Here is a 12,411-nt window from a genome sequence, read left to right as displayed (position 1 = left end):
AGGGGGGAATGGAGAGAGCCGTTCAGCGTGGGATGGGGGAGGCGAAGCGGAATGCCGGAAGAGTGTGATCTGCCTCAACGTCTCAAAGACAAGGAAGCATCGCCGGCCGGCCAGCGCCGACGGCGACGCTTCCTGAAGGGCAGCCGAGCCTGGCTCGGCTTAGCGATATGACATGACGATCGTTACAACACCGGCTCGAGCATGAAGTCGACGGCGGCTTTGACATCCTCATCGCTCAGGCCCATGTGGCCGCCTTTCGGCGGCATCGCCTGGAAGCCGTCGATGGAGTGCGCGTACAGGGTATCCATGCCCTGTTCCAGGCGCGGGGCCCAGGCGGCTTCGTCGCCCTTGATGGGGGCACCGGCGGCGCCGGTCATGTGGCAGGCCATGCAGGCCTGGTTGTAGATGGCCTCGCCGTCTGGCTCGGCCTGGGCCGAGACAGTGAAGACGAGGGTGGCGCCGCCGGCCAACAGGGCGACAGTCAATGGTCTCATGGGTTTCTCCGATAGTGCTGATCACGGTGAAGACAGCCGTTACATGGGCCGGGCCCTGTTCCTGGCTGGCTTCGATACTATGCCAAAAGGGAGGACTGGCAAATCTATTGTATTTCCGCCGGAATCTGCATCAGGCGGGCCAGCTGCGGTTGGCGTTGTCCCAGCATGTCGGCCAGGGTGTAGCCATCCAGTACGCCCATGAAGGCCTCCAGGGCCTCGTTGAGAATCGGCTTGAGCCTGCAGGCGGGAGTGATGATGCATTCATTGGAATCACGGAAGCACTCCACCAGGCCGAGTTCGTGCTCGGTATCGCGCACCAGGCCACCCAAGGTGACCTCTTCGGGAGGGCGATTCAGCAAAATACCTCCGTTCTTGCCTCGGATCGTCGTGATGTAGCCCCGGTTGCTGAGGTCCTGGACCACCTTCATCAAGTGGTTGCGCGATATCTGGAAGCTTTCCGCGATCTCATGAATGGTGGCGCGCTCTTCGCCCTTCACGGCGAGATAGGTCAGTACGCGCAACGCATAGTCGGTGTAGCGGGTCAGGTGCATGATAAATCCCGTGTGCAGGGTTCTTGATAAGAGTCAAGTGAAATGCCTTAAAATGCCTCTATCCTAGCATTGTCTGTCGGGTGTGCTATTGGCAAATGAAGGTGCGGCATCGGGTCGCGACAGCACGAAGGCGGCCACGCAGCAGAACATCAGCGCCGTCAGCCCCAGTACCGCCGGGAGCGCGCCGCCCAACCACAGCACCAGCCAGCTCATCACCAATAGCGCCACTGCTGCCCGCTTCGCCCTGCGTGGTATGGCACGCTGACTCTTCCAGGCATGCAGGATTGGGCCGATACGAGGATGGCCCCACAGCCAGCGGGCCAGTCGAGGCGAGCCCTTGGGGGCCGCCCAGGCGGCTACCAGCAGGAAAGGCGTGGTGGGCAGCAGCGGGACCACCAGGCCGGCGGCACCCAGGCCGATACAACCATAGGCCAGGATTCGCCAAGCCAGTCGTGACACCATGTTGGTCATCGGGACCTCGCGGATTGGCAGTGGGCTTGTTAAAGAGCATTTTATATACATGTTTATGGGTAATGCAAAGCTCGCTGGCAAGGTAGCCAACAGCCGAATGACTCCAGCCGTCGCTCCGATACCCGCCTGGCGCTGGCTTTTTCCCCTGGCGGCGCCTATGCCACTGGCTGAGCCGGTTGCCGGCCAGACATCCCGGCTGAAATTGATCACGGGCAAGAGAGGAGCGGGCATGCGCAGACGACATGTGCCGCCAATGTCATACTGGCGGCAATGGCCGGTTCCGTGCCCCCTGTCACGTGCCCCTTATAAAGAGTCGAGAGGCTGTTTCGATCATGCAAGACGACCTGCTGTTCAACCGCCCCCTGGTGGAAAAGTATGACCGCCCGGGGCCGCGCTACACCTCCTATCCGACGGCGCCCCAGTTCCATGCGGCCTTCGCCGAGGATGACTATCGTGCCGCCGCCGAGCGCAGCAACCGGGTCGCCTCCCCGAAGCCGCTGTCGGTCTACGTGCATATCCCGTTCTGCAAGAGCCTCTGCTACTACTGTGCCTGCAACAAGATCATCACCCACAATGCCGATCGCGCGGCTGAATACCTGGCCTTTCTGAAGCAGGAGATCCAGGCGCAGGGGGTGCTGTTCGACGAGTCGCGGCGTATGACCCAACTGCACCTGGGCGGTGGTACCCCCACCTACCTGACCAATGCCCAGCTGGGTGAACTGATGGCATCACTGGACGAGGCGTTTCACTTCGCTCCAGCCCAAGCGCGGGAGTTCTCCCTGGAGGTGGACCCGCGCACGGTCACGCCAGAGCAGATTCATGAACTGCACGATCTGGGCTTCAACCGCCTGAGCTTCGGTGTCCAGGACTTCGACCCCGACGTACAGGAAGCCGTCAATCGCGTGCAGAGCGAGGAGCAGGTGGTTTCGCTGGTCAAGGCGGCCCGCGATGCCGGCTTCGAGTCGGTCAGCGTCGATCTGATCTACGGCCTGCCGCTGCAGACTGTGGCGAGCTTCGATACCACCCTGGACAAGATCATTGCGCTGCGTCCGGATCGTATTGCCGCCTACAGCTACGCCCACCTGCCGGACCTGTTCAAGGCCCAGCGGCTGATTCGCCCCGAGGACATGCCGCCGCCAGAGCGCAAGATGGAGTTGCTGGAGCTCACCATTCGGCGCCTGACCGGGGCCGGATACGTCTACATCGGGATGGACCACTTCGCCCTGCCCGACGACGAACTGAGCCTGGCACGTGAGAACGGCACCCTGCAGCGCAACTTCCAGGGCTACTCCACCCATGCCGACTGCGACATGATCGGGCTCGGCATCACCTCCATCGGCAAGGTGGGCGACAGCTACAGCCAGAACGTCAAGGAGACCGCCCGGTACCAGCACCGGCTCGAGGCCGGCCGGCTGCCGGTCATGCGCGGCTATCGTCTCAATGACGACGACCGGCTGCGCCGTGACGTCATCAACGCGCTGATGTGCCACGGACGCATCGGTTTCGCCAACATCGAGGCGAGGCACGATATCGTCTTTCGGGACTATTTTGCCGACGCGCTGGCACAGCTGGGCGAGATGCAGCAAGACGGCCTGGTTGCCATCCACGAGGATGAAATCGAAGTGTTGCCGGGGGGGCGACTGATGATGCGCAACATGGCCATGGCCTTCGATGCCTATCTCACGCCGAACGAAGGGCGGTTTTCACGCACGGTATAGATCGTGCGAGCATCGCATGGGCCATGAATGCGGCGCCCTTGGGCACTCCCGTCGCGACCAGCAGCCTCTGGTGCGCGGCGATCAAGGCCCTGGGCCATGGCGCGCGGCGGGACGACATCATCACTCTGAAGCCCGGGTGGCTCGATCTGCCCCATGGCCAGATTTTGGCGGTTCTGGAAACGTCAGCCGAGCAGGAGGAATCTCCTGTCGATGAACCGCTGCGTGTCCAGGTCGCCGCCATTCAACGCCGGGCGATTCGGCGAGCCCTGGCCGCCTGTGGCGGCAACTGGGCAAGTGCCGCCAGGCGCCTGGCGGTCGACCCCAGCAACCTGCATAAACTCGCCAGCCGCCTGGGGGTCAAATAGTTGCGAAAGCAGATCGCTACCGTTAAAAAAATCCCAGATATGGTGATTGAACTGGAAAAGTGGTCTATATATGGTATACAGGTTCCTTGGTAGGGCTATGGCATGAGCTTGACACACATCAGTGCAGGTGTGGGGTATCGTGCCTAGGATGGACGGTTCGTCGGCCGTCGTGGCCGCTGCGATTCCACAGGCTCGATCCCACTGGAGAGTAGCAATGTCCTTGCCCTTGTCATTTCTGCCGCGTCTGCCCGCCCCGGCTCGCCTGATTCGCGTCGTCGATCCTCGTGTGCCCCTGACGCTGAAGCGCCACGTGGTCGAGCCGGTGCTCAACCGCACCTTTGCCGAGCCCCTCGCAGAGGGAGAGTTCGATGCGCTGGAAGGGCGGCGTATCACCCTGTACGTGGAGGACCTGGGGGTGATGCTGACGCTGACGCTGGAGAATCAGCGCCTGGTGCTGTGCCGTGAAGCCGGTGAGGCCACCATCCGCGGCGGCTGGCGCGAGTTCCTGTGCCTGGCGACGCGCCGCGAGGACCCCGACGCCCTGTTCTTCCAGCGTCGCCTGCTGATCGAGGGTGACACCGAGCTGGGTCTGATGGTCAAGAACCTGTTGGATAGCCGCGAAGAGGGGCTCGCCCAGGGCCGCTTGGGCGAGTGGTTGGTGCGCATGGAACGCATGGCGCGCCGCGACGATTGAATTTCCTTTTATTAACGTAACGTGAACAGCCGAGACGCTTGCGGAGATTTTCTTACATGAGTACTTCCACCAAGGCCGTCAAGACATCCAACGAGGTGCCGCTGCAGATGCCCTCCCGTGATATCTGGGATTCCAAATATCGCCTCAAGGATCGTCATGGACGGGCGGTCGACAAGGACGTAACCGAGACCTGGGACCGCGTGGCCCGGGCACTTGCCGTGGTGGAAGGCGAGCGCGCCGAGGAGTGGCTGCCCAAGTTTCGCTGGGCGCTGGAGAACGGTGCCATTCCGGCCGGCAGGATCATGTCCAATGCGGGTGCCGAGGACTACAAGCCGGCGGTGAGCCTGATCAACTGTACCGTGTCGCGTACCATCCACGACTCCATGCACGACATTCTCGACAGCGTCGTGGATGCCGGCATGACGCTCAAGGCGGGCTGCGGTATCGGCTACGAGTTCTCCACCCTGCGCCACAAGGGCGCCTTCGTGTTCGGCGCCGGTGCCGGCACCAACGGCCCCCTGGCGTTCATGGATATCTACGACAAGATGTGTTTCACCGTGGCGTCCGCTGGAGGCCGCCGCGGCGCCCAGATGGGCACCTTCGACGTGGGCCATCCGGATGTGCGCAGCTTCATCGAGGCAAAGCGTGAAGCCGGCAGGCTGCGCCAGTTCAACTTGAGCCTGTTGATCACCGATGAGTTCATCGAGGCGGTGAAGCAGGACACCGACTGGCCGTTGGCCTTTCCGCTGCACGCCGGCGAGAAGGACGACGTGGGCCCCGATGAACTGATCTACCGCGACTGGCCGGTAGTCGAGGATGGCTATACCACCGACGAAGAGGGCCGAGTGGCCTGCCGCATCGTCGAGGTGATCAAGGCCCGCGAGCTGTGGGACACCATCATGAAGTCGACCTATGACTTCGCCGAGCCGGGGTTCATCCTGATCGACCAGGTCAACCGCATGAACAATAACTGGTTCTGCGAGGAGATCCGCGCCACCAACCCATGCGGCGAGCAGCCCCTGCCGCCGGAAGGTGCCTGCCTGCTGGGCTCGGTGAACCTGACGCGCTTCGTCATCGACCCCTTCGGCAGGAAGCCGCGCTTCGACTGGGAGCGCTATCGCAAGGTGGTGGCGATCTTCACCCGCATGCTCGATAACGTGGTGGAGATCAGCAGCCTGCCGCTGGAAGGCCAGCGCCGCGAGATCGAGGCCAAGCGCCGCCACGGCATGGGTTTCCTGGGGCTGGGCTCGACGCTGACCATGCTCAAGATTCCCTATGGCTCACCGGAATCGCTGGCCTTCACCGAAGAGGTGAGCCGCGGCCTGGCCCTCGAAGGTTGGAAGCAGGCCCTGGAGCTTTCCCGAGAGAAGGGCATGGCGCCGATACTGGCCGAGGTCATCGAGATCACTCCCAAGATGCTGCGCGAACGTCCGGAGCTGGCGAAGGATGGCTATGAGGTTGGCGACAAGGTTCCCGGCCGGATCCTCCACGCCCGCTACAGCCGCTACATGCAGAAGATCGCCGAGGTGGAGCCGGAGCTGGTGGCGGCGCTGGCCGAGCACGGCGCGCGCTTCACGCACCATTCGTCCATCGCGCCGACCGGCACCATCAGCCTGTCGTTGGGCAACAATGCCTCCAACGGAATCGAGCCCTCGTTCTCGCACCGATACTTCCGTAACGTCATTCAGTCGGGCAAGAAGACCAAGGAGCAGGTGGAAGTGGTCTCCTTCGAACTGGCCGCCTACCGTCACTTCATTGCCGCCGACGCGGTGGAAAGCGACCTGCCCGACTACTTCATCACCGCCGATGCGGTATCGCCGAAGCAGCACGTGGCGGTTCAGGCGGCGGCCCAGGCCTGGGTCGACTCGGCGATCTCCAAGACGGTCAACGTCCCTACCGACTTCGCCTTCGAGGACTTCCAGGACCTTTACCTGGACGCCTACGAAAGCAAGCTCAAGGGCTGCACCACCTTCCGCTTCAATCCGGAAGCCTTCCAGGGTGTGCTGGTACGCGAGGACGACCTCAAGAACACCACCTATATCTTCGAGCTGGAGGACGGCGAGACCCTGGAGCTGCGCGGCGACGAGAAGGTGATCTACGACGGCGAGGAACACAACGCGGCAAACCTGTATGACGCGTTGAAGGAAGGCACCTATGGAAAGTGGTAACTCACGACCTACTGCGCTCGCCGAGGCGGCGTTGCAGTCTTTCTCGGAATGCTCATTTACGGCTCGTAAACTCCGCTTCCTCGAAATCCTGCGCCTTGCCTCGCCTTCGCTCGTGACGGTCGTGAGCGGCCGCCACCCCAGCGTCAACGCACAACCTTCCGCAGGAGCCCCGTGATGGCCGTCGAAATCAAGTCCAAGATCGTTTCCTACAGCGTCAAGAAGGCGGTGCAAGAGGTGCCTCTGGCCGACGAGAATCCGCTGACGGTTCGCATCCCCTCGCGCCCCGAGGGAACGCTGGAGGCCGTATCCGAGAAGATTTCCTATGTCGGCGCCGAAGGCCGCAAGAAGGTTTACCTGCTTGTCTCCTTCATGCCGGTGGAAGGCGTGCTCGACGGCAGGCGGGTGGTGGTCGAGCGGCCGGTGGAGTTTTTCTTTCCCTCCGGCCAGCTCTCCAGCGAGCATCAGTGGATCACCGCCACCATGCGCAGCCTGTCGCTGGCCGCCCGGGGCGGCTATGTCACCCAGGCGGTGGCCGATCTGCGCAAGGTGGCCTGGGACAAGGGCCTGGTCCGCTGCGGCATGAACCGCTGGGGCAAGCCGATGTTCCACGACTCCGAGGTCGCGGCCATCGCCTGGTCGATCCAGCAGATTCTCTACCGCCGCGGTTTCCTCGATGCTGACGGCCATCAGGTGCCGGTGGAGGAACTGGTCAGCCGTTATGCCCATCGCCTGGCTCACGGCCACCCCTGGCAGCCGCCGACTCCCGAAGAGGAGGCGAAGGCCGAGCAGCTGACCCACGCCGCCGACAAGGGAGACGGCCCAACCGTGGTGGGGCATTGTCCCGAGTGCCGCGGTGAACTGATCATGATGGACGGCTGTCCGACGTGCTATGCAGGCTGCGGCTGGTCCAAGTGCGGGTAAAAGCCGGCTGCGCTCGACCATACGGAGCTTGACCCCAAGAAGCCGGGCATTGCCCGGCTTCGTCATGCAGGGAGTCTGCCAGGCGCCTCGGCGGAGACCAAATCCATATGACACGACGAGGAACCCTTATTAGACTTCTTCTCTTGCCGCCGTGAACTACTCCACCGAGCTCAACCTTCTGTCAGTGAGCTTCCGCTAGCCCGACTCGAAGGATTCCCTATGACACTCCTTATGAGCCTGATCGGGATGACGACTCTCATTCTGATCGCCCTTGCGTTCTCTTCCGACCGCCGCGCTATCCGCCTGAGAACCGTCGGGGGCGCTTTCGCCATTCAGGCGGGTATCGGTGCTTTCGTGCTCTACGTTCCCTTTGGCCAAACGGTCTTGCATACGATCTCGGCTGGCGTCAGCCAGGTGGTGTTCTATTCCAACGACGGGATCGATTTCCTGTTCGGTGGCCTGGCCGATACGGACAATGTCGGTTTCGTATTCGCCATCAAGGTACTGCCGGTGATCATCTTCTTCTCCTCGCTGATCGCCGTGCTCTACTACCTGGGCATCATGCAGTGGGTGATCCGCATCCTTGGTGGTGCTCTGCAGAAGACGCTCGGCACGTCACGCACCGAGTCGCTGTCGGCCACGGCCAATATCTTCGTTGGCCAGACGGAAGCGCCGCTGGTGGTGCGCCCCTTCATCGCCCGCATGACGCCGTCGCAGCTGTTCGCGGTGATGTGCGGGGGGCTGGCATCGGTGGCCGGCTCCGTGCTGGCCGGCTATGCGGCGTTGGGCATCCCCATGGAATATCTGGTGGCGGCATCCTTCATGGCCGCACCGGGCGGGCTGTTGTTCGCCAAGCTGATCATGCCCGAGACCCAGGAACCCGAAGACAGCGTATCCGAGGCTGAGGAGCGCCTGAAGGAAGACGAGGATCGCTCGGCCAACGTGCTCGACGCCGCCGCCGCCGGTGCCAGCTCGGGCCTCAGGCTGGCCGCCAATGTCGGTGCCATGCTGCTCGCCTTCATCGGTCTGATCGCCCTGATAAACGGTATGCTGGGTGGCGTGGGGGGCTGGTTCGGTATGGAGCAGCTCAGCCTGGAAATGATCCTCGGCTGGCTGTTCGCGCCGCTGGCCTTTCTGCTCGGTGTGCCCTGGGAGGAAGCCACCCTTGCCGGCTCCTTCATTGGCCAGAAACTGGTGGTCAACGAGTTCGTGGCCTATATCAACCTGGCCCCCTACCTTGACGGCGAACAGGTGGTAGCCGCCACCGGACAGGCGATGACACCCTACACCATGGCGGTGCTCTCCTTCGCCCTGTGCGGCTTTGCCAATTTCTCTTCCATCGCCATCCTGCTTGGCGGGCTGGGCAGCATCGCCCCCGGCCGTCGTCACGACATCGCCCGCTTCGGCCTCAAGGCGGTGCTGGCCGGTACGCTCTCCAACCTGATGTCGGCCGCCATCGCCGGCTTTTTCCTCTCACTGGGGGCGCTGACCTGATGCCGCCCGTTTTGTCTTTGCCGATGAACACGATTCGACAGGTAATGCCATGACAGAACTCGAACAGGCCGCATGCCAGGCCCTGACATTGATGGACCTGACCAGCCTCAACGACGACGACACCGACGCCCGTGTTCGTGCGCTCTGCGAACGTGCGGCCACGCCAATCGGGCATCCGGCCGCAGTGTGCGTCCTGCCGGCGTTCATCGCCACCGCCCGGCAGGCCCTGGCCGAGCAGAACCTCGCCGGTCGCGTGAAGGTGGCCACGGTGACCAACTTTCCCCACGGCAACGCCGACGTGGCAATCGCCGCTGCGGAAACCCGCGAGGCGATTGCCGCCGGAGCCGACGAGGTCGACGTGGTCTTCCCCTACCGTGCGCTGATGGCCGGTGACGAGGACGTCGGACGCGAGCTGGTTGCCGCCTGCAAGCGCGAGTGCGGTCGCGCCGCGCTCAAGGTGATCCTCGAGACCGGTGAGCTGGCCGCCCCGGCTCTCATTCGCCGTGCCAGCGAACTGGCCATCGAGGGCGGCGCCGACTTCCTCAAGACGTCCACCGGCAAGGTGAAGGTCAACGCCACCCTCGAGGCAGCAGAGATCATGCTCACCGCCATCCGTGACAGCGGCCGGGGCGATCTCGGCTTCAAGGCCGCCGGCGGGGTGCGAACCGCCGAGGACGCCAGCGCCTACCTGAATCTGGCCACCGGCATCATGGGCGCGGCGTGGCTGACCCCGGAGCGCTTCCGCTTCGGCGCCTCGGGCCTGCTCGGTGCCCTGCTCGAAACCCTGGGTGCCGATGCCGGAGGGCCGGCGGGAGGCTACTGATGACTGCCTCGCAGCGCCTTCCCCAGGAGCTGATCCGTGAAAAGCGCGATGGCGGGGTGCTGGAGGTCGCCGCCATCCGCCAGCTGGTCGACGGCATCAGCGACGGCGGCCTGAGCGACGCCCAGGTCGGCGCCTTCGCCATGGCGGTGTTCCTAAACGGCATGACCGACGCCGAGACCGTGGCGCTGACCGAGGCGATCCGCGACTCCGGCCAGGTGCTCGCCTGGCGCGATCTCGACCTGCCGGGACCGATCCTCGACAAGCACTCCACCGGTGGCGTGGGCGATCTGGTCTCGCTGGTGCTGGGCCCCTGGGTCGCCGCCTGCGGTGGCTTCGTGCCGATGGTTTCCGGGCGCGGCCTGGGCCATACCGGCGGCACCCTGGACAAGCTGGAGTCGATCCCCGGCTACGACATCGCGCCCTCCAGGCCGCGCTTTCGCCAACTGGTGAAGGCGGCGGGCGTGGCCATCATCGGCCAGACCACCGACCTGGCGCCGGCCGACAAGCGGCTCTATGCGATCCGCGACGTCACCGCCACGGTGGAGTCACTGCCGCTGATCGTCAGCTCGATTCTCGGCAAGAAGCTCGCCTGCGGCCTCGATGCCCTGGTGATGGACGTGAAGACCGGCAGCGGTGCCTTCATGCCCACCTACGAGGCCTCCGTCGAGCTCGCCGCCACCATCGCCAAGGTGGCGAGCCGGGCCGGCACGCGCACCACCGCCCTGCTCACCGACATGAGCCAGCCGCTGGCCCCCTGTGCCGGCAACGCCATAGAGATTCGCGAGACCCTGCGCCTGCTGACCGGAGAGACGAAGAGCGGCCGGCTGCTCCAGGTGACCCGCGAACTGGCCGCTGAGCTGCTGCTGGCCGGCCGGTTGGCCGACTCCCGTGAAGCGGCCATGGCCAGGCTCGACGAGACGCTTGCTTCGGGTGCGGCTGCCGAGCGCTTCGCACGCATGGTGGCCGGGCTGGGCGGCCCGGCGGATCTGCTCGAGTATCCCGACCGCCATCTGGCGCAGGCGCCCGTGGTGCGGGCGGTGTATCCCGAGAGAGCCGGTCGCGTGCAGCGCATGGATACCCGGGCCCTGGGGCTGGCGGTGGTGACGCTGGGCGGACGCCGCACGCCCGACGACGCCATCGACCCCGCCGTGGGGCTCGCGCAGATTGCCGCCATCGGCGACAGCGTAGATGCCGAGCGCCCCCTGGCATGGATTCACGCCAGGAGCGAGATGGACGCCGATCGCGCCGCCGCTCGGCTGCTGGCTGCCATACGCGTGGGCATGGAGAGCGTGACTGTGCCTACACTGATTCAGGATGTGATTCGTCGGGAGGCTTCATGACGCGCGCCATCGTGCTGGTACTCGACGCCTTCGGCACCGGTGCCGCCGCGAATGCCGTAAGGCGTCGAGATGCCTGATCGGATCGACCGGAGCTACTTCCTCGATAAGGAGGACAGCTTCCCGCCCGAGTTTCCTTTCCCACTCCCTTGCCGATACAGGAGCCCACTGATGGCGACCCCCCATATCCAGGGCGAGCGCGGCATCTTCGCCGATACCGTACTGATGCCCGGCGACCCGCTGCGGGCGAAATACATCGCCGAGACCTTTCTCGACGGGGCCCGCGAAGTGAACAGCGTGCGCAACATGCTCGGTTACACCGGCCGCTACAAGGGCCGTGAGGTCTCGGTGATGGGCCACGGCATGGGGATTCCCTCGGTGTCGATCTACGCCAAGGAGCTGATCACCGACTACGGCGTCGAGCGGCTGATCCGCGTCGGCTCCTGCGGTGCGGTGCGCGACGACGTGGCGGTGCGCGACGTGGTGATCGGCCTCGGGGCCAGCACCGACTCCGGGGTCAACCGCACCCGTTTCATGGGCCATGATTTCGCCGCCATTGCCGACTTCGACCTGGTCCGCCACGCGGTGGATGCCGCCCACGGCAAGGGAGTGACGGTGAGGGTGGGCAATATCTTCTCGGCGGATCTCTTCTACAACCCACAGGGAGAGTTGTTCGAGCTGATGAAACGCTATGGCATCGTCGGCGTCGAGATGGAGGCGGCGGGGCTCTACGGAGTGGCCGCGGAGTTCGGCGCCCGGGCCATGACGATCTGCACGGTGTCGGACCATATCCTCAAGGGGGATTCGCTCGGCAGCAAAGACCGCGAGCGCACCTTCGACGAGATGATGGAGATCTCGCTGGAAACCGTACTGCGTGACGATGCGGAGGCTGCGCGATGAGCGCCGCGGGTGAAACCGTTGCAGCGGAGATCGTCAGCGCACTGGTGGCGGTGCGTGCGCGCGCCTACTCCCCCTACTCGAATCATCCGGTGGGCGCCATGGTGGAGAGCGACAGCGGTGCGCGCTACTTCGGCGCCAACGTCGAGGTGGCCCACTACAAGGGCCTGTGCGCCGAGGCCTCGGCCATCGCCGCCATGGTCAGCGCCGGCGAGCGGCGCCTGCGTCACGTCTACGTGATCGGCCCCGGCGAACACCCCTGCACGCCCTGCGGCGACTGTCGTCAGCGCATTCGCGAGTTTGCCGACGCCGAGACCCGCATCCACGTAGTCGATGCCCGGGGGCGGCTGCTCAAGCGCTACAGCATGGAAGAGTTGCTGCCGGATGCCTTCGGTCCGGAGAACCTCAGCCACTAGGTTCTGTACGAAAACTGTCTGCGCTCGCCCATACAGCGTTAAAAATCGGCTCAAAGTACTCA

General features: G+C 64.3%; 13 protein-coding genes. 10 read left to right on the top strand and 3 right to left on the bottom strand.

What is annotated here, in order from left to right; all coding sequences use genetic code 11:
- Positions 1-182: 182 nt before the first annotated feature.
- From C1H69_RS12100 to C1H69_RS12090, 3 genes are all read right to left on the bottom strand, one after another.
- Positions 183-494 (bottom strand): c-type cytochrome, encoded by a 312-nt coding sequence (locus tag C1H69_RS12100; protein WP_102653668.1) that lies wholly within the window; start codon positions 492-494, stop codon positions 183-185.
- Between the two features lie 104 nt (positions 495-598).
- Positions 599-1,045: an Rrf2 family transcriptional regulator gene (locus C1H69_RS12095; protein WP_102653667.1), complete on the bottom strand. Its 447-nt coding sequence runs from the start codon at positions 1,043-1,045 to the stop codon at positions 599-601.
- Between the two features lie 63 nt (positions 1,046-1,108).
- The gene (locus C1H69_RS12090) at positions 1,109-1,516 is read right to left on the bottom strand and encodes a YbaN family protein (protein WP_102653666.1); all 408 of its coding nucleotides are present in this window, start codon (positions 1,514-1,516) and stop codon (positions 1,109-1,111) included.
- Positions 1,517-1,848: 332 nt separating this feature from the next.
- On the opposite strand from C1H69_RS12090, the gene hemN reads away from it, so the two are divergent.
- The 10 genes from hemN to cdd all read left to right on the top strand — a co-directional run bounded on the left by hemN (position 1,849) and on the right by cdd (position 12,349).
- The gene (gene hemN, locus C1H69_RS12085; RefSeq protein ID WP_102653665.1) at positions 1,849-3,234 is read left to right on the top strand and encodes an oxygen-independent coproporphyrinogen III oxidase; all 1,386 of its coding nucleotides are present in this window, start codon (positions 1,849-1,851) and stop codon (positions 3,232-3,234) included.
- Between the two features lie 23 nt (positions 3,235-3,257).
- Positions 3,258-3,599 (top strand): helix-turn-helix domain-containing protein, encoded by a 342-nt coding sequence (locus C1H69_RS12080; protein WP_102653664.1) that lies wholly within the window; start codon positions 3,258-3,260, stop codon positions 3,597-3,599.
- Between the two features lie 214 nt (positions 3,600-3,813).
- Positions 3,814-4,293, top strand: a complete 480-nt coding sequence (gene ubiT, locus C1H69_RS12075) for a ubiquinone anaerobic biosynthesis accessory factor UbiT (RefSeq protein ID WP_102653663.1) — start codon at positions 3,814-3,816, stop codon at positions 4,291-4,293.
- Between the two features lie 56 nt (positions 4,294-4,349).
- Positions 4,350-6,461: an adenosylcobalamin-dependent ribonucleoside-diphosphate reductase gene (locus C1H69_RS12070; RefSeq protein WP_102653662.1), complete on the top strand. Its 2,112-nt coding sequence runs from the start codon at positions 4,350-4,352 to the stop codon at positions 6,459-6,461.
- A gap of 174 nt (positions 6,462-6,635) precedes the next feature.
- Entirely contained in the window at positions 6,636-7,382 is a 747-nt protein-coding gene (locus tag C1H69_RS12065; protein WP_102653661.1) for a ribonucleoside-diphosphate reductase, read from the top strand.
- Between the two features lie 219 nt (positions 7,383-7,601).
- Positions 7,602-8,876 (top strand): NupC/NupG family nucleoside CNT transporter, encoded by a 1,275-nt coding sequence (locus C1H69_RS12060; RefSeq protein ID WP_102653660.1) that lies wholly within the window; start codon positions 7,602-7,604, stop codon positions 8,874-8,876.
- A 49-nt stretch (positions 8,877-8,925) separates the two neighbouring features.
- The gene (gene deoC, locus C1H69_RS12055) at positions 8,926-9,699 is read left to right on the top strand and encodes a deoxyribose-phosphate aldolase (protein ID WP_102653659.1); all 774 of its coding nucleotides are present in this window, start codon (positions 8,926-8,928) and stop codon (positions 9,697-9,699) included.
- On the top strand, positions 9,699-11,039 hold the full coding sequence (deoA, locus tag C1H69_RS12050) for a thymidine phosphorylase (protein WP_102653658.1): 1,341 nt from the start codon (positions 9,699-9,701) through the stop codon (positions 11,037-11,039). The genes deoC and deoA overlap by 1 nt, the downstream gene beginning before the upstream one ends.
- A gap of 168 nt (positions 11,040-11,207) precedes the next feature.
- Positions 11,208-11,936 carry a purine-nucleoside phosphorylase gene (gene deoD, locus C1H69_RS12045; RefSeq protein WP_102653657.1) on the top strand — a complete coding sequence of 243 codons (729 nt, stop codon included), beginning with the start codon at positions 11,208-11,210 and terminating at the stop codon, positions 11,934-11,936.
- The gene (gene cdd, locus C1H69_RS12040) at positions 11,933-12,349 is read left to right on the top strand and encodes a cytidine deaminase (protein ID WP_102653656.1); all 417 of its coding nucleotides are present in this window, start codon (positions 11,933-11,935) and stop codon (positions 12,347-12,349) included. Before deoD ends, cdd begins: the two co-directional genes overlap by 4 nt.
- Positions 12,350-12,411 lie beyond the last annotated feature (62 nt).

The sequence above is a fragment of the Billgrantia endophytica genome (genome assembly GCF_002879615.1).
Lineage (GTDB): Bacteria > Pseudomonadota > Gammaproteobacteria > Pseudomonadales > Halomonadaceae > Halomonas > Halomonas endophytica.
Note: the sequence above shows the minus strand (reverse complement) of the source record. Positions and strands in the feature narration are given on the sequence as shown.